The organism is Fructobacillus pseudoficulneus, from assembly GCF_900108455.1.
GTDB lineage: Bacteria > Bacillota > Bacilli > Lactobacillales > Lactobacillaceae > Fructobacillus > Fructobacillus pseudoficulneus.
Genome location: NZ_FNWS01000002.1, coordinates 154,153 through 178,632 on the forward strand (window position 1 = coordinate 154,153; position 24,480 = coordinate 178,632).

At 46.2% G+C, this 24,480-nt stretch carries 23 protein-coding genes, 1 tRNA gene and 1 other annotated feature; of the genes, 3 read left to right on the plus strand and 21 right to left on the minus strand.

Annotated features, from left to right (window positions below):
• Positions 1-42 precede the first annotated feature (42 nt).
• The 8 genes from BLW39_RS02755 to map form a co-directional block, all read right to left on the minus strand.
• Positions 43-1,035: an aldo/keto reductase gene (locus tag BLW39_RS02755; protein ID WP_059377222.1), complete on the minus strand. Its 993-nt coding sequence runs from the start codon at positions 1,033-1,035 to the stop codon at positions 43-45.
• Positions 1,036-1,037: 2 nt separating this feature from the next.
• A complete protein-coding gene (locus BLW39_RS02760; RefSeq protein ID WP_059377227.1) occupies positions 1,038-1,952 on the minus strand; it encodes an SGNH/GDSL hydrolase family protein in 915 nt (304 codons plus the stop codon).
• Positions 1,949-2,917 (minus strand): ribose-phosphate diphosphokinase, encoded by a 969-nt coding sequence (locus tag BLW39_RS02765; protein ID WP_059377230.1) that lies wholly within the window; start codon positions 2,915-2,917, stop codon positions 1,949-1,951. Before BLW39_RS02765 ends, BLW39_RS02760 begins: the two co-directional genes overlap by 4 nt.
• A gap of 104 nt (positions 2,918-3,021) precedes the next feature.
• Positions 3,022-5,574, minus strand: coding sequence for an SF1B family DNA helicase RecD2 (gene recD2 / locus BLW39_RS02770; protein WP_059377232.1), 2,553 nt, complete (start codon positions 5,572-5,574; stop codon positions 3,022-3,024).
• Positions 5,575-5,625: 51 nt separating this feature from the next.
• The gene (locus BLW39_RS02775; RefSeq protein WP_059377237.1) at positions 5,626-6,279 is read right to left on the minus strand and encodes a histidine phosphatase family protein; all 654 of its coding nucleotides are present in this window, start codon (positions 6,277-6,279) and stop codon (positions 5,626-5,628) included.
• Entirely contained in the window at positions 6,276-6,617 is a 342-nt protein-coding gene (locus BLW39_RS02780; protein ID WP_059377240.1) for a cysteine desulfurase, read from the minus strand. Before BLW39_RS02780 ends, BLW39_RS02775 begins: the two co-directional genes overlap by 4 nt.
• A gap of 26 nt (positions 6,618-6,643) precedes the next feature.
• A complete protein-coding gene (locus BLW39_RS02785; RefSeq protein ID WP_059377242.1) occupies positions 6,644-8,014 on the minus strand; it encodes an RsmF rRNA methyltransferase first C-terminal domain-containing protein in 1,371 nt (456 codons plus the stop codon).
• Positions 8,015-8,039: 25 nt separating this feature from the next.
• Positions 8,040-8,828 (minus strand): type I methionyl aminopeptidase, encoded by a 789-nt coding sequence (map, locus tag BLW39_RS02790; RefSeq protein ID WP_059377244.1) that lies wholly within the window; start codon positions 8,826-8,828, stop codon positions 8,040-8,042.
• Positions 8,829-8,981: 153 nt separating this feature from the next.
• On the opposite strand from map, the gene BLW39_RS02795 reads away from it, so the two are divergent.
• Positions 8,982-9,266 (plus strand): hypothetical protein, encoded by a 285-nt coding sequence (locus BLW39_RS02795; RefSeq protein WP_059377246.1) that lies wholly within the window; start codon positions 8,982-8,984, stop codon positions 9,264-9,266.
• 59 nt (positions 9,267-9,325) lie between these two features.
• On the opposite strand, the gene BLW39_RS02800 is transcribed toward BLW39_RS02795, so the two are convergent.
• The gene (locus tag BLW39_RS02800) at positions 9,326-10,750 is read right to left on the minus strand and encodes a serine hydrolase (RefSeq protein ID WP_082138821.1); all 1,425 of its coding nucleotides are present in this window, start codon (positions 10,748-10,750) and stop codon (positions 9,326-9,328) included.
• A gap of 8 nt (positions 10,751-10,758) precedes the next feature.
• The gene (gene upp / locus BLW39_RS02805; protein ID WP_059377249.1) at positions 10,759-11,388 is read right to left on the minus strand and encodes a uracil phosphoribosyltransferase; all 630 of its coding nucleotides are present in this window, start codon (positions 11,386-11,388) and stop codon (positions 10,759-10,761) included.
• 153 nt (positions 11,389-11,541) lie between these two features.
• Here upp and BLW39_RS02810 point away from each other — a divergent pair.
• A tRNA-Arg gene (locus BLW39_RS02810) sits at positions 11,542-11,614 on the plus strand.
• Positions 11,615-11,691: 77 nt separating this feature from the next.
• Here BLW39_RS02810 and BLW39_RS02815 read toward each other — a convergent pair.
• The 7 genes from BLW39_RS02815 to thrS form a co-directional block, all read right to left on the minus strand.
• Positions 11,692-12,294: an ECF transporter S component gene (locus BLW39_RS02815; protein WP_059377252.1), complete on the minus strand. Its 603-nt coding sequence runs from the start codon at positions 12,292-12,294 to the stop codon at positions 11,692-11,694.
• 92 nt (positions 12,295-12,386) lie between these two features.
• Complete coding sequence (locus BLW39_RS02820) at positions 12,387-13,217, minus strand: fructosamine kinase family protein (RefSeq protein ID WP_059377255.1); 831 nt, start codon at positions 13,215-13,217, stop codon at positions 12,387-12,389.
• 231 nt (positions 13,218-13,448) lie between these two features.
• The gene (locus tag BLW39_RS02825; RefSeq protein ID WP_059377259.1) at positions 13,449-14,840 is read right to left on the minus strand and encodes a nicotinate phosphoribosyltransferase; all 1,392 of its coding nucleotides are present in this window, start codon (positions 14,838-14,840) and stop codon (positions 13,449-13,451) included.
• Positions 14,837-15,394, minus strand: coding sequence for a hypothetical protein (locus BLW39_RS02830; protein WP_059377262.1), 558 nt, complete (start codon positions 15,392-15,394; stop codon positions 14,837-14,839). The genes BLW39_RS02825 and BLW39_RS02830 overlap by 4 nt, the downstream gene beginning before the upstream one ends.
• 75 nt (positions 15,395-15,469) lie before the next feature.
• A complete protein-coding gene (locus BLW39_RS02835; RefSeq protein ID WP_059377265.1) occupies positions 15,470-16,129 on the minus strand; it encodes a VTT domain-containing protein in 660 nt (219 codons plus the stop codon).
• Positions 16,130-16,244: 115 nt separating this feature from the next.
• The gene (locus BLW39_RS02840; RefSeq protein WP_059377268.1) at positions 16,245-17,603 is read right to left on the minus strand and encodes an amino acid permease; all 1,359 of its coding nucleotides are present in this window, start codon (positions 17,601-17,603) and stop codon (positions 16,245-16,247) included.
• A gap of 82 nt (positions 17,604-17,685) precedes the next feature.
• Positions 17,686-19,644 (minus strand): threonine--tRNA ligase, encoded by a 1,959-nt coding sequence (gene thrS, locus BLW39_RS02845; RefSeq protein ID WP_059377269.1) that lies wholly within the window; start codon positions 19,642-19,644, stop codon positions 17,686-17,688.
• A gap of 77 nt (positions 19,645-19,721) precedes the next feature.
• Positions 19,722-19,935, minus strand: a binding site (T-box leader).
• 292 nt (positions 19,936-20,227) lie between these two features.
• Here thrS and BLW39_RS02850 point away from each other — a divergent pair.
• Positions 20,228-20,689, plus strand: coding sequence for a flavodoxin domain-containing protein (locus BLW39_RS02850; RefSeq protein ID WP_059377272.1), 462 nt, complete (start codon positions 20,228-20,230; stop codon positions 20,687-20,689).
• A gap of 82 nt (positions 20,690-20,771) precedes the next feature.
• Here the strand turns inward: BLW39_RS02850 and BLW39_RS02855 are convergent, their stop codons facing one another.
• From BLW39_RS02855 to serC, 4 genes are all read right to left on the minus strand, one after another.
• The gene (locus BLW39_RS02855; protein WP_059377275.1) at positions 20,772-21,497 is read right to left on the minus strand and encodes a YebC/PmpR family DNA-binding transcriptional regulator; all 726 of its coding nucleotides are present in this window, start codon (positions 21,495-21,497) and stop codon (positions 20,772-20,774) included.
• A 69-nt stretch (positions 21,498-21,566) separates the two neighbouring features.
• On the minus strand, positions 21,567-22,055 hold the full coding sequence (locus BLW39_RS02860; protein WP_059377282.1) for a phosphatidylglycerophosphatase A family protein: 489 nt from the start codon (positions 22,053-22,055) through the stop codon (positions 21,567-21,569).
• Between the two features lie 2 nt (positions 22,056-22,057).
• Positions 22,058-23,248, minus strand: coding sequence for a 3-phosphoglycerate dehydrogenase family protein (locus BLW39_RS02865; RefSeq protein ID WP_059377286.1), 1,191 nt, complete (start codon positions 23,246-23,248; stop codon positions 22,058-22,060).
• Positions 23,248-24,333, minus strand: coding sequence for a 3-phosphoserine/phosphohydroxythreonine transaminase (gene serC, locus BLW39_RS02870; RefSeq protein WP_059377289.1), 1,086 nt, complete (start codon positions 24,331-24,333; stop codon positions 23,248-23,250). Before serC ends, BLW39_RS02865 begins: the two co-directional genes overlap by 1 nt.
• Positions 24,334-24,480: the final 147 nt, after the last annotated feature.

A 24,480-nucleotide genomic window follows, 5' to 3' on the forward strand; every position in this document is an offset into this window, starting at 1 on the left:
AAAAAGCCAATAAAAAAAGGCCCTAATTGGGTCTTTTTTACCTTAACGGTTAATAATCTTGTCGATAGCAGCCAATTCATCGGCGCTAAAGTCCAAATTCTTGGTAAATTCAAGGTTGTCCATCAAGTGATCAACGGAAGAAGTTCCGATTACCACGGAAGCCACCCGCTTATCTTGCAACAACCAGGCCAAAGACATTTGACTAAGCGTTTGCTGACGTCCTTGAGCCAATTCGTTCAAGTCACGCAACTTAGCGGTCAAAGCATCGCGGCCGTTTTCAAACAAGAAACCATTTGTCTTATGAATTGGGAAGTCTTCTGGCACCCCGTCCAAGTAACGGTCGGTCAACAGCCCTTCGGCCAATGGTCCATAAGCGAACAAGCCGGCATGGTGTTCATCCAAAATGTCTAACAAGCCAGAGTTCTTTTGTTCCTGATTTAGCATGTTGTAAGAAACTTGGTTTCCAATAAAGGGTGTTCCCAATTCCTTAAAGATTTCAGCAATCGCCTTCGTCTGTTCGGCTGTGTAGTTGGAAACCCCAACATACAAGGCCTTTCCTTGACGGACTAGTGTGTCAAGAGCTCGAGCCGTTTCTGCCAAATTGGTATTTGGATCAAAGCGGTGCGCATATAAAATGTCGACATAGTCCAAGTTCATCTTCAACAAAGACGTATCCAAAGCATTAATCAGCGTCTTACGTCCTGAAAATTCACCCATTGGGCCAGGCCACATGTGGTAACCGGCTTTGGTGGTAATCACCAATTCGTTTCGGTAAGGCTTCAAATCAGACTTGTAAACCTGACCAAAGGTCTCTTCGGCGGTTCCGTTATTTGGACCGTAGTTAAAGGCATTGTCAAATGAAAAGATTCCTTCATCAAAGGCCTTCAAAATCACCTTGCGAGAATTTTCCAGGGGCATTGTGTCCCCAAGATTACGCCACAAACCAAAAGAAACGGCGGGCACAATCAAACCGGAATCAGAAACTCGGCGATAAGGTAACTTTTCATAACGATCTGCTGCTGCTTGATAAACCATGCTTAATCCTCCAATATTTTTACTAATTCTGCTGCAATTTTTTGGTGGGCCAAGCCATCAGGATGATAAGGCCGCGTTTGAATGCCCCATTCGTGAGCCGGCACCACGGTAAAGGAAGTAAACCGGGCTACTTCTGCGGCCACAATTGCTGCAAAAGCGCCGTTCCAGGGGGTCAATAAATAGAAATGCGCCTCGTGGAACCGTTTCACTAACTCCAGCAAATAGACACGCAGGCCAAAGGCAAATTCCTGGTCTGTTGCCCCATAGTTAGCATCATTGATACCGTAAGCCACCACTACCTTGGAACTATGAACCCGTCGGCGGGCAATGCCATCCCCCACCTGCCACAAAGCATCAATTGCTCGTGGCTCTTGGAAGGGGGCCCGGTTCGTCAAGCCCGTCCCACCATAGGCAATCCGGTTCAGCGGCAACTGCAATTGCTTGGCCACTAATGATGGAAACGACTGCGTTGGTTGGTGCTGGTCGTGGTTGACTCCCGCCATCGCTTCACCGGCAACAATTGAATCACCGACAAAGGTTAGATAGTCACTGCTTTGCCAGTCAATGATTGGCTGTAAGTTTTGGTCGCCTGACCAAGCACCGTCCTCAATCACGAGTCCACCCTGCCAAAAGGCCACCTGGCCAGATTGCCATTGATTCAGGGTCAACTGGTACTGATGATCAGCCTGCAAATGCAAATCCAGCACTTGCTCTGGCACAATCAACTCTTCTTGGTCAACACCATCAACCGTTAGAGTCCAGATTGACTCCGGGTAGTGCTTGGCAAAGCGCAACGACAGCGTTCCCGCTGTCTGACTTTGAAACTGTATAGAAGCACCATACTGAGAAGTCCATAGTCCCTCTTCCGTGGCTGACCATTCCGGTGAACTGAGTCCTAATAGATCGATGGTCCTCATGACAATTCCTCACGCTGGTCTGGACTCATCAACACCTTGGCCATCGACTTTTGGGCAATCACTTGTCCAATTGCTTCAGCGAAGAGACCCGCAACCGAAACCACTTCCAACTTATCAAAGTGCTTTTCGGCTGGAATCGGCACCGTGTCCGTTAAGACAACATGGTCGATGACTGACTCTTGCAAATCGCTCGCCGCATGGCCCGACAAGACGCCGTGGGTGGCCAAAGCATCAATTGACTTAGCCCCGGCGGCCTTAACAGCATCGGCGGCCTTAATCATCGTTTCACCGGTATCAATGATATCCGCTAAGATGATGGCATGCTTGTCAGCCACTTTTCCGGTCACCGTTGCCTTAACCCGTGGGTCACGGTCCTGGTCCACAATTGCCCATTGGGCGTCCAAAACTTCAGCTAGGCGCTGAACCAACTTCAAGGTTGATGAACCCGAAGCAACCACCACCACGTCAGACCCAGTCAAGCCGCGGTCTTCATAGTACTTTGCTTGAACCGGCATCGCAATCAAGTGGTCGACTGGAATGTCAAAGAATCCCTGAACCTGACTAGTATGAAGGTCCATCGTCATCACACGTCGGATTCCTTGGTCTTCCATCAAATCAGCCAACAACCGGGCCACAATTGGTTCGCGTGACCGGGTCTTGCGGTCTGACCGAGCGTAACCAAGATAAGGAATAATCACATTAATCGACTTAGCCGAAGTTCGCTTAGCCGCATCAATGAAAATCATTAATTTGATGAAGTTATCATTGACCGGTTCGCTGATTGGTTGGATCACGTAAACGTCAATTCCACGAACAGAATCCACAATCCGTTCGTAGATTTCATTATCCGCAAAGGTTTGAATCTCGACCGGCGAAACGGGCGTTTTTAATTTTTTAGCAATCGCTTCTGTCAATTCGGGGTTCGTTCCCAAATCAAACAAGCGATATTCTGGATTAGCAGTCATAAACTCTCCAAAAGTTATTTTATAGCTGATGAGCTGAATTCAATTTTTCAGCTCATTCAAGCAGACATTTACTCAAATGTATATCTGCTTCCATTATACAAAATTTAGGGCTCGACAGGCATAAAATCATAGGGTGAAATCTGGTCCATCCCCACCATTGGGTTCGCCAAGGCCTGGTCAAAGTTGGCCGTGGTCAACTCGTTAGTTGAAAGAGCTGGCGCGGCTTCGACCTGATTCGTGGCTGGCACCTGCTTGTCGGCTGCAGTTGCTCCTTGGTCGAATCTTGACTCGCTCGACTTTGGTGCTGTCTGCTGAGACTTCGAATCAGCCTGGTAGGTCGCGACCTGTTCTTGCACCGCATGATCAACTGGCTGAGCGGCCTGTTTTGGCTTTGCAGCAGCAACATCCGCACCGTTCACACCCTCACCTGCCAAGAGGCTTTGCAACAGCGTTTGTCGCAGTGGTACCGGATGGGTGGCTGCGTACTCATAGGCACTATAGTCCCCAACCATGACCAACGACTCCTTGGCCCGGGTGATGGCGGTATAGACCAAGTTTTGATTGAGCATAATTTTAAACTGCCCAGTTAAAACCAAAATTACTAACTTGAATTCATTCCCCTGGGCCTTATGGATCGTTGTCGCATAGGCCAAGGTTAACTGGTTCAAAGTCTTTGAGGTATACCAAACTTCTTGACCATCAAAGTCGACCACCAAAGAATCGGCCGCCACCCCTGGCTCCTTCTTGTAATGAATGGCAATCACCCGACCCATGTCGCCATTATAAATGTCTCGTTCGGAATCGTTCTCTAATTGCAGAACCTTATCCCCCAAACGAAAGACCGTTTCACCTTGCTGAAGGGTCTTTTGCCCAGGTTGAACGGGATTAAAGAGGTCTTGAGCCTCCTGATTCAAGGCATTGACCCCGGCCGGTGTTCTGTACATCGGTGCTAGTACCTGCACCTGATCGGCCGTGAAGCCCTTCTTAACCGCTGCCCGCAAGACTTGAATCACGGCTTTGGGCACTTGATCGGCCGTTGTCAGGAAGGTCGACCGATCGACTTGATTTTCTTGAAAATTGGCCGGCAGTTGACCGGCATTAATGGCCTGGGCCAAAGCCGAAATGCTTGACCCTTTGCCCTGGCGGTAAATGTGCTCAAGGGACACGTGGGTCACCTTTGGGCTTTGAATCAAGTCATAAAGCACATTTCCTGGACCAACGGAAGGCAATTGGTCCGCATCCCCAACCAAAACAACATGCATATTGTCTGGCAGCGCAGCAAAAAGACTAGCTGCTAAGGAAATGTCCAACATTGAGGCCTCATCAATGATTAACAAACCACCCGAAATCGGGTTATCCTCATCAAATTCGGCATCGTCCCCCTCGGTAATCCCAAGTAGACGGTGGATAGTGGTGGCCTCATAGCCCGTAATTTCTGTCATGCGTTTGGCAGCTCGACCAGTTGGCGAGGCAAGACGCACGCGGTTTTGCTTAACCCAGTCCTGGTCCGTCTTTTCACTTTGGGCTTGGTGCCGCACAAGTGATTCCCAGGTTGCGACTAAGGTTTTCGTAATCGTCGTTTTCCCAGTTCCCGGCCCACCGGTCAGAACAAAGACCTGGTTGGTCAAAGCATCTTCGATCGCCTGCTTTTGAACGGCATCCAGGTCTAAGTTTTCTGGGACAACGAAGCTGGTATCAACCAGGGCTGAATCCGTTCGCACGGCACTGCGCCCATCAATTAAGCTTTGTAACTTTTCGCCCACCAGAATTTCGGCATCAGCTAAAATTTTGGCTTGGTAAATGCCATCCTGATAGACGAGCCGGCCCTGGCTTACCAATCCCCCCAAAGATTGGTCAATGACCTGACTAAAGTCCGGTAATTCACTTTGCAAAGTTTGCCAGGCCGCCTGTTTGGCTTGGTCGACCGTTAGATAGGTATGACCAGCGGAATAACAAGCATTTAAGATTCCAGCATAAACCCCGGCCCGAATTCTTTCAGGGTCATCAAGGGCAAAGCCGGCGTGACGAGCAATCGCATCGACCTTCTTAAAGGGCAGACCATCAAATTCGTAAACCAGACGGTAAGGCGTGTTTTGTAAAATGTCCTGGGCTTCTTCCCCATAGTGGTCAAAGAGCCGACCGGCCAAATCGGCGGATAGACCGACCTGGTGACCTAAAACAAAGAGTTTTTCCAGGCCAAGGTTCTCCTGCAGCTTTTCAGCGAGTTCTTTGGCAACCTTCGGTTTTAAAATGCCATCTAAGACACTGGCATCGGACAATATCAGGTCAATCGCCTGAGTACCAAGCTCATTGACAATTTTTTCAGCCGTCTTCTTACCAATTCCGGCAAAGTCACCCGAGGCAAAAAAAGCAATCAGACCCTTTTCGTCGGCTGGCATCTGATTTTCGTAACGTGCGGCTTGAAACTGCTGGCCGTATTTGGGGTGGGTCACTAACTGACCATAAAAGGCATAGGTCGAACCGGGTTTGACCGAGGCAAAGGTCCCGGTCACAATCATCTCTTCTTCGGACCAGTCGTCCAAATCAGTATCCTCAACAGTCACCGATAAAATTTTAAAATAGGAATCATTGGCCGAAAAAATCACATTTTGCAATGTTCCCAAAATTTGATTGTCTTCCGTGACTGTCCTGGCCATAACTTTCCTTATTCGTTCTCTTATGTACACGCCTCGCGGCGTTTTGTAGCATTAAATCGTAGTCCCAGCATCCTGGTCCTTATTTAAGTAACTAGTTTCGTTCCACTTGACCAAGTTAAAGTCCTGGCCATTTGGGCTTTCGATAATCGTCGTTGAAGTATTTGATAACCCACCCAATGAGCGGATTTGATCACGCGGAATCCCCAACAGGCTGGTCATTCCAAAGGTCAAAATCAAACCGTGAGCCACCACCAAAACCGCATCGTCTGGATGGTTGGCAACAATTTCTTGAATCATCTCCTGAAAACGGGCAACGGCCTTGGTATAGCCTTCACCACCAAAGCCCTGGCCTTCAAAATTCTCCAAATGGTTCTTGTAAGTATCGTAGGCTTCAGGGTAATTAGCCTGAACATCAGCCATCGCCTGTCCTTCCCATTCACCCAAACCAACCTCAACAATGTTGGAATGCAAGGACAAACGGGGCTTCTTTGGCAAGGCAGCTTGGATGGTTTCAGCAGTCACCTTAGCCCGTGGCAGTGGTGAGGCATAAACTCGGTCAATCCCCTTATCCTGCAAAAAGCCGGCGACCTTTTTCATATCATCATAAGAACCGGGTAGTAAAGGAGAGTCCCCCTGGGCTCCCTGAAAACGCCGTTCTAGATTCCATTCAGTTTGTCCGTGGCGGACGAAGTAAAAAGTTGTCATGATTGTTTTTTTAATACCTGTCGCTCTTCGAGTTCCTGCAAATAGTAGTGATAAATCTCAACCAAAGCATCCCGGTCATCGCGGGCAAAAATATCAACCGGTGCCTGGGCGCCAGCTGAAACCGTCGCCATCTTGAAGCCAGTCAAATCTTTGTTGACCGTAATTTTTAATTGGATTGACTGGTCAATTGGTAGGTCCGGTTGCAAGGACCGCTGTAAGACATAGGCCCCGGCATTATTGGTCAAAAAGCCCAAGTCCAACAGGGTAAATTTCTTAATTTGGGGGTTTATTTCATAAGTGCCGTCGTTTGGAACGGTCACCGTCTGTGCAAATGCCATCTGTTTCTCCTCTAGTCGTTATTTCATTAAAAGCGTAATCCCTTGGGGAAAAAGTTCTTCAACTGGCCGTTAACAAATTTGGCCCAGCCAAGACCATTGCCATTGGCTGTCACCAGGACAAAGCCTTTCTGCAGGTCGGCCTGGGTATTCAAGACATCACCATGGACATAAGTCCGGTATTCCTGGTCTGAATCAAGGGCGTAAACCTGGGCTGCCTGGTCGGGATGAATTGCCAAGGCCAAAGCGTGATCGGGTTCAAAGCGGTTTTTCTTCATCGTTCCCAGGCAAAGACCTGCCCGCAACACCTTGAGCTTCGCTAAATCAGGACAGTCCTTTGGCAAGAGAAAGATTCGGTCACCAAAACTCTTCAGGCGCTGAACATCTAAAGCAAAGCCTGGCAGCGTCTCAGCAAAGAAGTCCTTCACTAACTGCAGGTCAGCCGGAGCTAATTTGCTAGGCTTTTGTAACTTTGTTTCCTTAACGGTCTCAGCCTCGTCAACAGCAGCTGCCTTTTGTAGCCGGGCCACGAAGTGACCCTCGCCAGGTAGGTCTTGCGGCCACAACCGAGCCGTTTTTGCCAAATCAGCGCCACCATCGGCCCATTCAGGTCGACCGTCTTTGATGCCAGAATTTTCTGGCCGGTCAATTGCCTCTACCGTAAATTCCGGATAAGTCGACCGTAACCAAGCAATTGTTTGCTCATCTTCTTCCGGTGCGAAAGTACAAGTGGAATAAATCAATGTCCCACCCGGTCGCACTAATTTGACGGCTGATTCCAAAATTTCATGTGAGCGCACGGCGCATTCAGTCGGATAGTCTTCTGACCAATACTGGATGGCATCGTGGTCCTTACGAAACATCCCCTCACCAGAACATGGGGCATCCAAGAGAACCTTATCAAAGTAGCCTGGTAAAGCCTTGGCCAAATCGCGGGCATCCATCGACGTCACGATGGCGTTTTGTACACCAAACCGTTCAATATTTTCGGATAGAATTTTCGCCCGGTTAAAGAAAATTTCGTTAGTGACCAGTAGGCCCTGGCCCTGCATTTGGCTGGCAATATGAGTTGATTTACCACCTGGTGCAGCCGCCAAATCCAAGACTCGTTCTCCCGGCTGCGCGCCCACGACCTCGCCGACAAACTGGGCCGAAGGTTCTTGGGAATAGACCAGTCCGGTCACGTGATCGACGCCCTTGCCATCAACCTGACCAAAGTAGCCCCATTTTCCGTAGGGCACTTTTTCAGCTACCGATAAGTCTTTTGGCGTGGTTTGAGCTTTGAGCGGGTTAATCCGGAAACCCTTTTGGCCGGGTTCTTGAAGGGCCTGCAAAAAAGGCCCACTGGCATTTCCTAGCAGGTCTTGGTATTTCGTCTTAAAGGCTTGCGGTAAATCCATTGGGCACTCTTTCTTTGATTATTTCTTAAAGGTATTTAGCATCCTCTTCAGGATCTTGGCTGGTCAAAATCTTTGGACCATCCTTAGTGATGGCTAACATGTGTTCATACTGGGCCGACCAAGAACCGTCTAAGGTCCGAACCGTCCAACCATCTTCTGGTGTATCATCGGTTTCGACTTCCCAGCCGCCAAGGTTAATCATTGGTTCGATGGTAATGACCATTCCCTCCTTCAAACGCAAACCATGACCTGGCTTACCATAATGAGGAACCTGGGGATCTTCATGCATTGTTGGCCCAACACCGTGACCAATGTACTGGCGCACATCACCATAACCATTTTGGTTTTCGGTATAGTCCTGAATAGCCCAACCAATATCACCAATTCGGTTACCAATCACTGCTTGGTCAATTCCCAAGTACAATGACTTTTTAGCGACTTCCATCAGCTTTTTCACTTCCGGTGACACATTACCCACCGCATATGACCAAGCTGAATCTGAGACGGCACCATCCAGGCCGACAACCGTATCGACCTTCAACAAGTCGCCATCCTTCAACTTCAAGCCCTTTCGAGGCAAGCCGTGAGCAACTTCATTGTTCACTGAGATTGTCGTTGCATACTTAAAGCCCTCAAAGCCAATTTGCAAAGGCACTCCACCACGGTCTTCGATATACTTCTTACACTTCAATTCAATGTCCCAAGTATCGACTCCTGGCTTGATGTAGTCACGCAACATCAAGTGCATCCCGGCGATGATGGCGCCGGATTTCTTCATGGCCGCGATTTCACGCGGTGACTTTAAACTAATCATCAGTTACCCCTTTAATGTTAAATTACTTTCATTATATCATTTTCAAGCCGCTTTTTTGTTGGCCTTCTGCTGACATTTTTTTGTAATCTGATTGACAAATGCCAAACCATTTTCCATAATAGAGCTAAATAACAAGCAAAAGGAGAGTGTGTCATGAAGAACTTTTTATTGGGTGCTTCCCTCTTTGGGAACGCCGCTTTAGCTTATCTCTTGTTAAAGGATGACGAACGAGTTGCTGACTTCAAGCAAAAGGCCAACGATTGGGCGGAATCTGGTAAAGAAAAGGGCGAAGAACTTTTCGAACAAGGCAAGCAAAAGGCTAGTGAATTGACTGAAGCCGGTAAAGAAAAGGTTGCTGCTACAAAGACAGCCGCCGATGACTCACTCGATGAACAATTAGCCAAGCTCAAGAAGCGCGCTGGCGTTGACCAAAACTAAGATAAAAAAAGGGACGAAAATTTCGTCCCTTTTTTATTTGCAATCAATATTCTAAAACGTTATTTCTGCCAAAAGGCTGACCACTGATGAGCCTTTTGCCACCAGTGGGCTAGCGGTTGGTTATCGGCCGTTGCCAAAGTCAGTTGCCGTGTCTTTTTGGCAACGGTTGGCAGGTACTCCGTCTTCAAAGCCGGATTAATCTCCGCTACAACCGTCCCCTTGCTTTGGCTGTGATTTGAGAGCGACTTTGGTAGGTAATAACCCAGCTTCGTCTGTCCCTTTTTCAACCAGTACATCCGTTGACTTTGCAGCACAACTGCTTGTTGCCCGGATTTCATGTTGAGGTTTTTAATCGTTTGCTGTGTGCCTAGTGGCTGGCCAGCTTTAAAGCTAACTGAATCAAACTGATTCTCGACCTGGTTAACCACATCAATGGTAGCTTGGTAACGGTGAACCTGATCAGTATAAGCTCCCGCTCCGGAAACAACCGTGATAAATTCTCGGCCGCGGCTGTCCTTAACCAAACCAGTTAAAGCGCCACCCGAAGCCGGAGTTGATCCAGTCTTCAATCCTTCAAAGGTTAAATTCTGTGGATTTTGTAGCTTACCCTTGATTTCTTGGTCAAACTTACCCGCTTCCGTCAGTTTAATCTTAGTTTCATTGGCCGTTGGATGGTAAACCAAACCACGCTTCTCATAAAAAGTCCGTAAGCCGGGATAAGCTTGCAAATCCTGATAGGCTAAAATTGCCAATTGTTCTGCAGAGGCAGTGTTTTCCGCGTCAGCTTTGGCCGTTTTCACCTCATAATCAGAGGCATCGCCATTCACTTGACCAGCCGCGTTGTACCACTTAGAGCCCGTCAATTTGAGCTGTTTAGCCCAACGTTCGAGCGCGTGTTGCTGTGTTTCGTGCGAGTCTTTAGCAAAGTCGGCCAAAGCCAAAGCCGCATCATTTGCACTAGAGGTAAACATCGCGGCAAAGAGCTCGCTGACTGGTAACTTTTGCCCAGCCGAAATCTCTAGATGAGCAAAGGTGGCATTGTCCTTTTTGGACCAGTCCGACTGTGGCGTAATTTCAACTAAGGTGTCCCAGTTAAAGCGCTTTTCCTTAATTTCTTGTAAAACGCCATAAGCCGTCAGCATTTTACTCTGCGAGGCAATCCCAATTTGCTGTTGACTATTCTTTTTTCCGAGAACCTGACCCGTTTTGGCATCAACCACAATCGCATTTCGAGCATCAACCTTTAATTTAATTGGTTGAGCTACTTGGCTTTGCCCTTGCAAATGCTGGGCCGGTTGGTTTGCAATCAATCCTAAGAGCAAATACAGTAGCAATGAAAAGGCTAAGATGCTGGCACAAAAAAAGGCCAACCACTTACCGCGGGAATGGTCATTTCTGTCTAGCTTTTGCTGTAATCGTTTCAACCGAGACTTCGGTCGATCTAACGACAAAGTCATCGTCGATGGTGTTTTCTTTTTAAACATAGGCAAACTTAGTGAGTACCGAAGAGTCGGTCACCGGCATCCCCCAGTCCTGGCACGATATAGCCATCATCATTCAGCCCTTCGTCAATCGAAGCAGTATAAATATCAATATCAGGATGAGCGTCCTTAACGGCCGCAATTCCCTGTGGTGATGAAACCAAGGTAATTAACTTAATCTGTTCGGCACCACGCTTCTTCAAAGCTGAAATAGCATCTTTGGCTGAGCCACCCGTTGCCAACATTGGATCAACCAGCAAGACTTCACGTTGGTCAATATCTTCTGGCAACTTGATAAAGTATTCCACTGGTTCCAAAGTCTTTTCATCACGATACATACCAATGTGACCGACTTTGGCAGCTGGAATCAGTTGTAAAATACCATCAACCATTCCCAAACCAGCTCGCAAAATTGGTACAACGGCTAGCTTCTTCCCGGCTAATTGCTTCTTAGTGGTTTCTTGGATGGGCGTTTTCACCTGCACATCTTCGAGGGGCAAATCGCGGCTAGCTTCATATGTTAACAGCATTGCCAGTTCGTCAACTAGGGCACGAAAGTCCTTTGTTCCCACCTTTTCATCACGAATAATCGTTAACTTGTGCTGAATCAATGGATGGTTTACTTCGACAACTTTTCCCATGCTTATATCCCACTTTCCAAATAATCTTTTTATCACTACTAGTATAGCAAAAGTTTGGAACTAATCGCCCCTCTTTGACAAAAATTAAATTTCTCTGGCAATTTCATCCTTGAATTGAAAGGACCCCTTTTTTTAGTTATAATAACAGAGTTCGCGCTTATAGTTTAACGGGATAAAACGAGGACCTCCTAAGTCTTTGCTCCCGGTTCGAGTCCGGGTGAGCGCATCATCGTCAACTATTTGGATTAAAAAATAGTAATCAAAAACCAGCCAACTTAAACATAGTCGGCTGGTTTTGTTTATTTATGCTCTTAAATTGGGTAACTTAGCTAGCAGCACGCGGCCAATAATCATCACCAACAAGCCATTGGCAATCATTTCAAAGCCAGAATTAAAGCCAAGAATGCCCACTAACCAGGTGAACAAATGCGCCTTTGGAATGCCCATCCCAGACACTGCAAAAACCTTGAACACTAAAGTCGTACTCAAAATCACGAAAGCAGTGTTCAAAAAAGCTGCTAAAGCGCCCGTGATGAAAAAGCGAACCAAGCTCAAGCGTTCCTTAGTGAGCCAGCGGCTGGCCAAAAAGCCAATAATCAAGCCAACCAGCAACCGTGGTACCAATGCCGTCAACGGATTTGAAAAAATCAGGGCACCAATGGTCCCGGGATGCGTTAAGGCACGCACCCAAGAGGTCATTCCCCAAAATAAACCGACAACCATGCCAGACCGTGGGCCCAACAAAATTCCTGCTAAAGCAGCAGTCATCGGCACAATTGTTACGGAAGCCCCTAGAAAAAAGGCCCCCAACGGTAATGATCCTAAAAACGGCACAACACTTTGTAGTAAAACAATGGCTACAAAGAGTGTTGTTGCAACAAATCGTTGCGTCTTTTGCGATGACATTTGCACGCCTCCTCAGTCTTTCAATCTCAGAAATTATACAGAGCAGGCCAACAGATGTCAATAAAATGGTCTAGATGATTCTTCCTATCGGCTTAAAAGCTAATTAAGAGTTTATTCAATCTTGGTGCATAAATGTCACCAAAACGAACAAAGTGCATCAAAATATAATAAAATTCGTACCACTTAAACCGGTCTTGGTAACCATCTTCTAATGGATAAGCGGCCTGATAAGCGCGATAAAAATCATCGTTAAAGCCCGGGAAAACTTTGGTCACAGCCAAGTCAAATTCGCGGTCGCCATAAAATGAATTTGGATCGATAAAGACTGGCTCATCATCGTTATCAAACATAAAGTTGCCGGCCCACAAATCGCCGTGAAGCAAGGTTGGCTCGACTTGGCGGACGTGTTCATCCGCCATAATGGTCTTTTTGAGATTTTCAAAGTGGTCCCCTCGTTGCGACAGCCACAACGCCTTTTTTTGGGCAACCGTCATTAACGGTTCCAAGCGCTGTTTCACAAAGAATTCTCCCCACGAAGACGACCAAGTATTGTCTTTCGGCACATTATCGTAGTCGCTGTTCATCTCAAAGCCAAAGGCCTTCCCCTTGACCCGGTGCAAATCAGCCAGCTTTTGTCCCAATGTCTCCTGGTTACCGGTACCAGCTGGCACCCAATCCATTAACAGGTAGGCATTGCCTTGAATTTCGCCCTGTTTCATCACTTTTGGTACTCGAACCGCCTGAGACAAAGCCTTTAAAGAGGCAATCTCATGGTCAAAGTAATCTTTACTTTGACCCGGTTGCACCTTCAAAAAATAACGTTGCATGCCCGAATAGAGTGAATAAGTTTTATTCACGTCACCGCCACTGACCGTTTTCACATCATGCGGATCTTGTAGATTCAGCCGTGTGATAAAGTCCATATTAATCTTACTAACTGCTGCCCTTTCGCCCTCCTTAGTGAGAAATAAAAAACAGCTCTCCCAATGGGAAAGCTGTTTTTAGGAAAATAAGGGCCTTTAAAGCGGTATTTGTATCAATAATTAAATTGAAAAACGGTCCAACCATAAAGTCCCCCTTTGCTGTTCTTGCCTTAACTTTACCACAGATATTTTAGTAGTAACAAGTCCCAAGCAAAAAAATTCAAGAGGAAGTTATAAATTATCACGACCGCTAGCCCGATCAATAATGGTCTGGCCGTCTTCTATCGTCAATTTTCCGTCTTCGTAAACCGTTTGCAGCAAGTCCTCGCCCGGTGTCTCTTGACTAACCGTATGCAACTTGCCCTTTTGGTCAGCGATGACCTTTTGCAAGCCGGCCTTCGAAGCCTTCGAAGGATCCGTCTTTGGCTGCTTTTTAATCACTAAGTTGCGGCCATCCGTGGTGTGGGCGTAAGCGGCTTTGATGGCAAAGCGTTCAGTATCACGCGTGAAGCCTTCTTGCAGCAGACCGCCACCCGAGCCAACCACCAAATTATCCGTTGACCAGCCATGGCGAATCAATGCTTCATAAAGGGCAATAATCGTATCCGCCTTCATCCCATCACCCTGAATCAGGCCGACGTTATGCTTCAAAACCTTATAGCCCTTATCATTGGCCTCGGTCCCAAAAATTTCTGCCAGCATATCCAAGACAGCCAAGTCAATCGTCTCGGGATCGCCAGAGTCGGGGCGCAAAACAACCCGACCCGCTCGCTTTTTAATCCGCGTTGACAATTGTTCTGAGCCAATCACGTGACGAACAAAGTTAAAGGTGTCATAGGAATCAATCACAATTGAAACCAAGGCATCATCGGGTGTTCGGTCCAATTGAGCATTGACGTAATGAAACTCACCTTCGTCAGGACCATAAGCAGTCGCAACCGAATGCTCTGTCGCCCAGATTGACTGTGCCCGACCGGCCACACCATAGATATGCTCAAAGTAATTTGAAGCCAAAAGGTTATCGGACCCACGGAAATGCAATAAGTGAGCCGCACCACCCTGTTCACCGGCTTCAACACCAGTGGCACCGCGGAAACCAAAGTCATTCACCATCAATGGCAAAGACGCTTCCGTCCCTGTTTTTTGAACGAGTGGCAAGAGCCGCTTCTTGATATACATCGAATTGGTGGCGATGGTCGTTGGGTACCAAACGTGCATCAACAATGATTCCAGCGCATTTAATGACGTGGCAAACCAGCTCCTAGTCGACTCCAGGGTAAAGAGTGCCGTCCCAGCCGGCACTTCCATTCCTTCAGGCAGGGCCTTGATTTTGACGGGGAAATAGCCCAGTTCCTTCACCTTTTCCCAAACATCGCGGTTAAAGTATTCCTTCGTCCCAAAGGTTTCTTCTGAAACTTTTTCTGCCTCATCAATCATTTCAACCGTGATTGGCGTTTGAAAGTAATCTTTTAAAATCATCGACAAACCAAACCAGGAAATTGTCGGATACTTACCACCAATGCGGGCTTCACCGTACGAATACAATTTGTCAATGTTTTGTGGATATTGCAAATGATGCGTCAACTTATAGGCATCTGTCGCTAAAATTAAATTAATTGTCATGGTTTGATCTCCGTCAAAGGGGTTTGAGCAATGCGGTTGGTAATATCGGTAAATTGCGTCTTTGATCGATAACGTAAAATTCGCCAATCATAATGGACATTCCCGTGAATTTCATCAATGTAGGGGGTAAAGTCATCTTGCAAAGCCAAAATTAAATAACCGGCAAAGGCAGCCGTAAAGTCTGCCTCACTTTCCACCACTTGAACTAACTGACCATCATCAAAGAAACCGACCACTAAGCGGTCACCCTGCCAGTCGCCTTCTAACGCCCACTTTAAGGAAATCCAATCAGATAGGGTCAGACCAAGGTTTAATAAGTAATCAGTACTCAAGCGAATGTGAATCGGATGTTGCCGGTCAGCTGGCTGACTGGCCTGCCCTCGTGCATCCAAATTAGCTGAAAATTCTAGGCATAGCCGTTCCAACGCTGGTACCGGCAAGGCCTGTTTGCCCATCCCAAATGAGGATAGAACGACCGTGCTCAGGCCAGTTACCTCGGCAGTCGCCATCAAACTTGTCTGACTTAATTGTTGTAATTGTCGAAAATTGTTCATGTGTACATTATAGCAATCTCAAATTTGTTTGCCAAAGAAAAAGCAGGTTAGCTCACGCGCTAACCTGCTCAAAATTTATTTTTGCTTTTTCTTGCTAAAGATTGAACGCAAGACGGCGATGATTGATGGCAACAAGGTTACCACCACAATTCCCATAATAATCAATGAGAAGTGTTCACGGACAAAGGGAATATTTCCAAACAAAGCACCCGCTCCCGTCGCAATGAAGGACCATGAGAAGGCTGCAATCGCTGTGTATTCAACGAACTTGCGGAAATTAAATTCTGACAGTCCTGCCACGAATGGCACGAATGTCCGCACGATTGGGATGTAACGGCCTAAGATAACTGCCATTGATCCATGCTTTTGGAAAAAGGCATCCGCCTCGTCAATGTGCTTTGGCTTAACCATAAAGGAGAATGGTCGGTGGTGTAACAACTCCCGACCACCAGTTCGAGCAATCCAGTAATTGACAGTATCACCAATCATTGGGGCGATAAAGAACAAAATCATAAAGACCCAATGGTTCAAGCCAGCTTCTTTTCCTGCAGGCGTCATTGAAATTGCACCTGCGGCAAAGAGCAAGGAATCACCTGGTAAGAACGGCAAAACTACCGCTCCTGTTTCCACCAAGATAATGGCAAACAAGATCAAGTATGTCCAAATACCAAAGTGTGAAACCAAATTGGCTAGGTGAACATCGATGTGCAAAGTAAAATCAATTAAAGTACTCATTATTTTCTCCGTTTGGAATAGGCCAGCAAAAGCTGTACTAGCCGGTGACATTCAACAAGAATCGCCTTGTTGGGGTGATGGGTGTTAAATGGCGGTTAGGTCCTATGACAAAGCCTTAGGCCTTCTTAAACGCCTGAACAATCGTGAAGCCAATCAACCAGATGGTTGCACCAATAGCTGGTACCATCGCGCTCTGGTTAAAGAACAAAGTCAAATAGATCAAGACAAAACCAATGATAGCCACTGGTACAAAGAACTTAGGGGCAACCATCAAGAAGCCGTCCTTCAAGTAATCATTTGACTTACGGTATTGCCAATAAGTAACCAATGTCAAAACATAAATCATAATGAACAAATCAGTTGATGCTGAAGTGACAAAGGTAAAGGCATCCGAAATTTGTGGCAAAACGGCAATGATTGCTGAACAAGCAATCAAAAGTGCCGTAATCAAAACCGCGTTAGCAGGCAACTTGTGGCTTGACATCTTAGTAAAGCGCTTCAAGATTGGGCTCTTTGATTCAACAGCCAGTGAGTAGAAGTTACGCGAGGCTGAGAAAATCACTGAGTTCAAAGCAGAAGCAGCTGAAGTCAAAACAACAAAGTTAACCAAGGCTGCGGCCCAGTTAATTCCAGCAAGCTTGAACACAGCCACGAATGGACTTTGGTTGGCTGGAATTTGTTGCCATGGATAGATAACCATAATGGTTGCCAAGGCACCCAAGTAGAAGAACAAAATTCGGAAAGGAATTTGGTTAATGGCCTTTGGCAAAACCTTACGAGCATCCTTAGTTTCGGCTGCTGTCATTCCAATAAATTCCATTCCAACAAAGGCAAACATGACCATTTGGAAACTATTGATAAAGTTTCCGGCCCCATTTGGCATCAATGAGAAGTGGCTAAACAAGTTTGAAACTGAAACAGTTCCTTGGCTTGTCTTGAAGCCAGTCAACAACATGATAATTCCAGTGGCAATCAATGACAAGATCGCCACAATCTTAATCATGGCAAACCAGAATTCGGCTTCACCATACAATGCTACCGCAATTAAGTTAACTGAAGTTAAAATAACCAGGATCACAATTTGAATCAACCAGGCTGGCCATGATGGGAACCAGAACTGAACGTACTTCCCAATTGCCGTTAATTCGGCCATTCCCATAAAGGCAACGGTCAACCAATAAGACCAAGAGGCAAAAGACCCAGTCTTCTTCCCCAAATACTTTGACATGAAAGCAATGAAGGTGTGTTGCGTTGGATCAGCATACAACATTTCACCAATGGCACGCATCACCACGAACATCATCAAACCGATGACGGCATACGTAAGCAAAATTGCTGGTCCAGCAAAGTGAATCGAATCACCGGCACCCATGAAGAGTCCGGTTCCAATTGTCCCACCAATTGCAATCAGTTGGACGTGACGGTTACTGAGCCCTTTGTCTCCTTCAAGGGCTCCGCTATTTTCTACAGACATGATGTATCTCTTTTATTCCTTTTCAAACATTCTTACAAACAACAATCGATTCACGATACATGAATCGATTGCCTGTTTAAATTTATTCAGTTACACGAGAGTAGTTCGCAACATCCTTCAAGACCAAGTCTTTAAATTCAGCAGCTGTCATCTTCTCAGTTTCTTGTTGGCCGTAACGACGAACTGTAACCGTTTGGTTATCCTGCTCATCATCACCCAAGACCAAGGTGTATGGTACCTTCTTGGTCTGGGCTTCACGAATCAAGTAGCCCATCTTAGCTTCCTTGGTTTCAACGTTCGCCCGCAAACCGGCTTCCTGCAATTCTTGCTTAATCTTGTTAGCATAAGCACCGTGAGCACCGTTGTTAACAGGAATAATTTGAACCTGCAATGGGGCCAACCAAGTTGGGAAAGCACCCTTATACATTTCAATCAAGTAAGCAGTGAAGCGTTCCATCGTTCCAACAATTCCACGGTGGAGCATCACTGGGCGGTGGTTATCTTGACCATCTTCACCAACATAAGTCAAGTTGAAGCGTTCTGGCAACAAGAAGTCCAACTGGATGGTTGACAATGTTTCTTCACCACCCAAGGCAGTCTTTGTTTGGATGTCCAACTTTGGACCATAAAAGGCTGCTTCACCCGGTGCTTCGAAGTAATCCAAGCCCATGTCGTCCATGGCCCGCTTCAATTGCGCCTGTGACTTTTCCCACATTTCATCATCATCAAAGTACTTTGATGTGTTTTCTGGGTCACGGTATGACAAACGGAAACGGTAATCCGTGATGTTAAAGTCTTCGTAGACGGCCATTGTCATCTTCAAGATTGACTTGAATTCCTCTTCCAATTGGTCAGGAGCGACAAATGTGTGACCATCGTTCAAAGTCATTTCACGAACACGTGACAAACCAGTCAAGGCACCAGACTTTTCGTAACGATGCATCATGCCCAATTCAGCGATTCGCAATGGCAAATCACGGTATGAGCGTGGCTTGTGTTGGTAAACGGAAATGTGTGAAGGACAGTTCATTGGACGCAATTCCAAGAATTCGCCATCACCCATGTCCATTGGTGGGAACATGTCTTCCCGGTAGTGGTCCCAGTGACCTGAAGTCTTATATAAGTTCAAGTTTGACAAAACTGGGGTATAAACATGCAAGTAATCGTTAGCCAATTCCTTGTCAACGATGTAACGTTCTACCTGGCGACGGATTGTTGCCCCATTTGGTAGCCAAACTGGCAAACCAGATCCAACCTTTTGGCTTGTGAAGAACAAGTCAAGGTCACGACCGATATTCCGGTGATCGCGTTCCTTAGCTTCGGCCCGGCGTTGCAAATCCGCTTCCAAATCATCCGCATTCCAGAAGGCCGTTCCATAAACTCGTTGCAAAACGGCGTTATCGGACTGACCACGCCAATATGAACCGGCAACTGAAACCAACTTAAAGTGCTTAATCCAGCCAGTAGATGGTACCAAACCACCACGGTCCAATTCGATGTGTTCTCCTTGAACAGCAACCGTGATTGGCTCGTCGGCTGGCAAGTCGTTAATTAATTCAACCTTGTATGGATCGTCTTTGAAAGTCTCCAAGGCTTCGTCACGCGTAATTTCGTGTGACAAGATTGGCAAATCTTCCTTAACAATCTTTTTCATCATCGCTTCGATTTCAGGGAAATCATCAACTGAAACCTGGTTACCGGCACCGTTATCGGTGTCATAGTAGAAACCATTTTCGATGAATGGACCAACTCCGAAGTGTGCATTAGCAAACTTTGGCAAACGACGCATTGCTTGTGCCAGCAAGTGCGCGGTCGAGTGACGCAGGATGTCCAATGATTCGTCATCGGCAGTGGTAATCAATTGAAAATCGCCACTTTCGGTTAATGAATCGTTCATCCCCACATAGTGTCCATTTAGCTTTGCTGAAACAGACTTTTTTGCCAATGACTTTGCAATTGAACTTGCAACTTCGATTGGCTTGATGCCAGCCTCGTAAGACTTTTTGGCGCCATCAGGGAAATTTAAAGTAATTTCTGCCATTATGATTGCCCTCTTTCTTTATTTAAATTGTTGATTGGAAAAACTAGGTATAAAAAAAATCCCTTCGTGCGCTTGCACAAAGGGACGTGTCACCGTGGTACCACCCAATTTTCAGGCGAACAAAATTCACCTGATCTTTAGGACAATTAACGGTGTCACCCGGGCTAACTTTAAATGGTAATCGCTAGCCATTCCGAGGTAGTCTTGTGTAAAGATTCCTACTCACTTTCAGCAACCGTGAGCTTTCTGCTAAGTTTCTCTCTACCAAGTTGTCCTCATCAACAATTTGATAAATTTAATATAACACGTCTCTTTAAAAATATCAATTATTTCAAATCAGCCAAAACCTGGGCCAAGGCCTGACGGGCTTTGTCATCGTGATCCAAAATACCGTTGTCATAAACGTTTTGCAAGGCTGCTACTTGATCTTTACTCAATGCCATTTAAACATCCTCCTCTTATTTGTCCCCAATTATAAGGCACTTTCTTGGAAAATACTAGTCTAAGCAAAGCAGGATTCCCTGCTTTTTGTCCTTAAAATTTGTATAATGATTTTAAGTCATAAAAACAAAGGAGACTGACTATGTCTGCAGCAAATCTCAAGGCCCAAGTTGTTTTTGCCACCATTACCGGTAATAACGAGGCAGTCGCGGACCTGATTATCGATGCCTTAGAAGCACGTGGGGTCACCGTTACCAAAAGTGAAATTTCCCAAACCGAACCAGAAGAACTCAAAGACTACGACTTAGCCTTTGTCGTTCCCTACACCTACGATGAAGGTTCCCTACCAGACGAGGGACTCGACTACTTTGATGACTTGGCCGACGTTGATTTAACCGGCTTTGTCTATGGCCTAGCCGGATCTGGGGACACCTTTTATGGTGACCTCTACTGTTTGGCACTCGACTCCTTTGATGAACAATTCCAAAAAACTGGGGCAAAACGCGCTGGTGAATTAACCCGCATTAATCTTTACCCAACTGAAGCCGACCAAGCCACTTTGACCAAGCTGGCTGACGAAGTGCTGGCAAAAGTAGGACAATAAAAAAAAAAGCCCGCCTGCTTTATTTAGACGAACTTCTACTAAAAAAAGCAAACCGCGATGGTTTGCTTTTTTTATTGACGAATTAGTCTTCAGCAGTTGTGTAAACGGCCAAAACATCTTCGTTTTCTTCCAATTCATCAACCAGCTTATCAAGCTTTTCACGGTCTTCATCAGAAATTGCCATTGGGTTTTGGGCAATCATTGAAACTTCAGCATCAGCAAATTCATAACCAGCTTCTGTCAAAGCAGCTTCGACAGTCTGGAAATCGTTTGGTTCCGTGTAAATTTCAAAGGCTTCATCGGAAGTCTGCACGTCTTCGGCACCAGCTTCAAGAGCTGCTTCCAAAATCGTGTCTTCATCCAAGTCAGGGTTTTCTGCACGGTCAATGACCAAGTAACCCTTACGATCAAATTGGAAGGCCACTGAACCAGAAGTTCCAAGTGAACCACCAAAGTGCTTGAATGAGTTTCGCACAGAAGAAACTGTTCGGTTGATGTTATCAGTTGAAGCTTCCACCAAAACGGCTACTCCAGCAGTTCCATAACCTTCATAAGTTACTTCTTCGAACTTGGCACCACCGGCACCTGAGGCCTTATCCAAGGCCCGTTGGATGTTGTCCTTTGGCATGTTAGCTGCCTTGGCTTTATCAACAACCAAACGCAATGAAGCGTTCATTTCGGGATCAGCACCGCCAGCCTTTGCTGCAACATATAAGTCGTGCGCAAGCTTTTGGAAAATTTTTCCACGCTTAGCATCTTGGGCGTTTTTACGACCTTGAATGTTATGCCATTTACTATGTCCTGACATTGTGTCTTCTCCTTAAAAATTAAAATACAATTTATTGTAACAAAAATTGCATTAACAAACCAGGGGTAATTAGTATTGGTTCCCCCCGAGGATTTCTAAGTAAGTCATCGCAGCAGAAGCAATCAAAGCAGCTAAAATATCATCCAAGTAGACGTTAACCGAGTCCGTCTTATCGTTAATTTCGCCAATCAAGCCCGGCTTCAAGTCATCCAAAAGGCCATAATGAACCGTAGCAGCGGCCGAGAACTGTTGGGTAATGGCAATCGCCAAAATTTCATCAACGTTGTGGCCATTGGCATCCCGGCGCAACCGGGGCTTCAATGGTTCAGAATCGGGCATCACGACCGCTTGTTCATCCAAGTAAATCGCAGTCAAAATAATATCGGCGACCTCATCCTTGTGCAAAACGCGGTGAATGGCTTGGTCCAAAACATCCCCATCAACTTCATCGTGGTACTTATCAACCAAAAAAGTCTCAGTACCAGTAAAGACATCTTGTAAGGTCACGCCGCGGTTAATCAATTTGTCAATTGCTGCTTGTTGTAGTGCTTCAGTCATGCTTATTTCTCCTTATTCAAATCAGGGTTTTGATACAATTCAACATTCAAAACATTTTCAATAGCAGCCAAGTTATCAACGATGTTCTCTTCTTGCCCCTTTGGCAACTGGTTCAAGGCCAGCAAAGTGTATGCATAGTCACCAACGGCGCGATTAGAGAGTTCCTCAATGTTCAAATTCAGTTCCCCAACCACTTTGGTAATTTGACCAATCATGTTTGGCACGTTATTGTGCAAAACCCCTAAGCGATATTTGCTCGTAAAGGGCTCATTGATGTCGGGATAATTAACTGAATTGACAATGTTTCCAGTCGTTAAATAATCATCTAATTGCTTGGCAGCCATCAATGCCGATGTGTCTTCCGCTTCGACCGTGGAACCACCAATGTGTGGGGTAATAATCACCTTGTCGCTGTCAAAGAGGACATCGTTACTAAAGTCAGTGATGAACATTCTTAATTTGTCGGCGTTCAAAGCAGCCACCGCCGCTTCATCATCGACGATGCTACCTCTCGAAAAGTTAATCAACGCCGCATTATCCTTCATCATGGCTAATTTGTCGGCATCAATAAAGTGATGGTTCTTTTCGGTATAAGGAATGTGGACCGTGACGTAGTCTGATTCTTTCAAGACTTCTTCAACACTCTTGGCGTGCGTGATATGACGATCAACCCGCCAAGCGGTGTTAGCGCTCAGACCTGGATCGTAGCCAATCACCTTCATTCCAAATGAAAGAGCGATGTTGGCAACCTTCGAGCCGACATTTCCTAAACCAATCACGCCCAAAGTCTTTTCGTAGAGTTCAGTACCTCGGTAACCACCCTTATTAGACTCTGTCCGTAGTGACACATCACCACCACGAACTTCTTTCGAAAAGTCGATGGCCCCAATAATCGGACGAGCTGCCATAATCAAAGCCGCCACTGTTAACTCTTTGACAGCATTGGCGTTTCCACCCGGCGTATTAAAGACGGGAATGCCTCGTTTTGAAAGGTCATCCACGGGAATGTTGTTGAAGCCTGCACCGGCCCGGACAACGGCCTTAACGGAGTTCGGAATCGTTTCGTGATGGAGGTCTTGGGACCGGAGTAAGATACCATCGGCCGGCTTGTCAGCATTAATTTGGTAGCCGTGTTCCTTGAGGTAATCAAGACCAGTGTGACTAATTGCGTTATAAGTTTTAATATTCATGATTAATTTTCCTGCTTTGCCCTTTCCAAAAATGCAATCAAGGTGTCAACTGCCGCCATTGGCTGCGCATTGTACAAGGAAGCCCGAAAGCCCCCAACCGAACGGTGACCAGCTAAGTTGTGGATGCCCTCTTGGTCGGCCTGCTGGCTAATCTTGCGGTCTAAATCGGCATCCCCAGTGGTAAAGACCACGTTGGTTAGTGATCGATCAGCACCTTGAACGGGCACTTGGTAAAAGTCAGATTCATCTAAGTATTGATAAAGCTTTTCAGCCTTTTTCTGGTTATTTTGGTACATTTGAGCCACGCCACCCTGGTCACTAACCCAGTCAAGCACCAGGCTTAATGCATAAATACTAAAGACCGGCGGTGTATTATACATTGAATCCTTATCAATATAGGATTGATAACGCATCATTGGCCCAACTCCGGTGATTTTCTGTTCTGCTAACCAATCCTTTTTAATGATGGCCACCGTGACCCCGGCTGGCCCCAAATTTTTTTGCGCCCCGGCAAAAATAGCAGAGAACTTCGTGACATCGTAGGGTTCGGCCAAAATATTGGAAGACATATCGGCAACCAGGTGCCCGGTCGTTTGGGGCAAGTTGTCTTGGTGGTAGGTACTACCTTCGATGGTATTATTGGTGGTGATGTGGAGGTAATCGTATTGTTCTGCTTGAAAATCCCCAGGCAATTCAGGTAAAAAACGGTACTTGTCAGCCTTAGAGCTACCAACAATCTCAACAGACTTGCCGACCGCCTCAGCAGCCTTCGCCGCTTTATTGGCAAAATTACCAGAATCTAAGACAGCAATTTTCTTCTTTTGGTTGGCCAGGTTTAAAGGCAACATTTCAAACTGCAAAGAGCCACCACCTTGTATGAACAAAACGGCATAATCTGCTGGAATAGCCATTAACTCGCGCAAACGCTTTTCCGCATGGGCAATGATTTGTTCAAACTTAGCACTGCGGTGTGAAATCTCTAAGATACTATAATGAGAATTTTCCTCTTGTTCCAAATCTTTGCGAATCTGCTGAATTACCGAACTCGGCAAGACCCCCGGTCCGGCCGAAAAATTATAACTGGTCAACTTCTTTCTCCCTTCTCCAAACAAAAAAGCACAGAACGCCACTCGCGCCCGTGCCTAAAACGGTTTAAGTTCAAATGAAAGACACAAAGTAGACAAGGTATTAGCCTAGACGCCAGTAGCAGATTGTAGTCCATCCATCGTTGATTA

Excerpts from the sequence above, each read along its gene's own strand:
- BLW39_RS02755 (WP_059377222.1), bottom strand. The coding sequence starts at position 1,035 with ATGGTTTATCAAGCAGCAGCAGATCGTTATGAAAAGTTACCTTATCGC.
- BLW39_RS02760 (WP_059377227.1), bottom strand. The coding sequence starts at position 1,952 with ATGAGGACCATCGATCTATTAGGACTCAGTTCACCGGAATGGTCAGCC.
- BLW39_RS02765 (WP_059377230.1), bottom strand. The coding sequence starts at position 2,917 with ATGACTGCTAATCCAGAATATCGCTTGTTTGATTTGGGAACGAACCCC.
- recD2 (WP_059377232.1), bottom strand. The coding sequence starts at position 5,574 with ATGGCCAGGACAGTCACGGAAGACAATCAAATTTTGGGAACATTGCAA.
- BLW39_RS02775 (WP_059377237.1), bottom strand. The coding sequence starts at position 6,279 with ATGACAACTTTTTACTTCGTCCGCCACGGACAAACTGAATGGAATCTA.
- BLW39_RS02780 (WP_059377240.1), bottom strand. The coding sequence starts at position 6,617 with ATGGCATTTGCACAGACGGTGACCGTTCCAAACGACGGCACTTATGAA.
- BLW39_RS02785 (WP_059377242.1), bottom strand. The coding sequence starts at position 8,014 with ATGGATTTACCGCAAGCCTTTAAGACGAAATACCAAGACCTGCTAGGA.
- map (WP_059377244.1), bottom strand. The coding sequence starts at position 8,828 with ATGATTAGTTTAAAGTCACCGCGTGAAATCGCGGCCATGAAGAAATCC.
- BLW39_RS02795 (WP_059377246.1), top strand. The coding sequence starts at position 8,982 with ATGAAGAACTTTTTATTGGGTGCTTCCCTCTTTGGGAACGCCGCTTTA.
- BLW39_RS02800 (WP_082138821.1), bottom strand. The coding sequence starts at position 10,750 with ATGTTTAAAAAGAAAACACCATCGACGATGACTTTGTCGTTAGATCGA.
- upp (WP_059377249.1), bottom strand. The coding sequence starts at position 11,388 with ATGGGAAAAGTTGTCGAAGTAAACCATCCATTGATTCAGCACAAGTTA.
- BLW39_RS02815 (WP_059377252.1), bottom strand. The coding sequence starts at position 12,294 with ATGTCATCGCAAAAGACGCAACGATTTGTTGCAACAACACTCTTTGTA.
- BLW39_RS02820 (WP_059377255.1), bottom strand. The coding sequence starts at position 13,217 with ATGGACTTTATCACACGGCTGAATCTACAAGATCCGCATGATGTGAAA.
- BLW39_RS02825 (WP_059377259.1), bottom strand. The coding sequence starts at position 14,840 with ATGACAATTAATTTAATTTTAGCGACAGATGCCTATAAGTTGACGCAT.
- BLW39_RS02830 (WP_059377262.1), bottom strand. The coding sequence starts at position 15,394 with ATGAACAATTTTCGACAATTACAACAATTAAGTCAGACAAGTTTGATG.
- BLW39_RS02835 (WP_059377265.1), bottom strand. The coding sequence starts at position 16,129 with ATGAGTACTTTAATTGATTTTACTTTGCACATCGATGTTCACCTAGCC.
- BLW39_RS02840 (WP_059377268.1), bottom strand. The coding sequence starts at position 17,603 with ATGTCTGTAGAAAATAGCGGAGCCCTTGAAGGAGACAAAGGGCTCAGT.
- thrS (WP_059377269.1), bottom strand. The coding sequence starts at position 19,644 with ATGGCAGAAATTACTTTAAATTTCCCTGATGGCGCCAAAAAGTCTTAC.
- BLW39_RS02850 (WP_059377272.1), top strand. The coding sequence starts at position 20,228 with ATGTCTGCAGCAAATCTCAAGGCCCAAGTTGTTTTTGCCACCATTACC.
- BLW39_RS02855 (WP_059377275.1), bottom strand. The coding sequence starts at position 21,497 with ATGTCAGGACATAGTAAATGGCATAACATTCAAGGTCGTAAAAACGCC.
- BLW39_RS02860 (WP_059377282.1), bottom strand. The coding sequence starts at position 22,055 with ATGACTGAAGCACTACAACAAGCAGCAATTGACAAATTGATTAACCGC.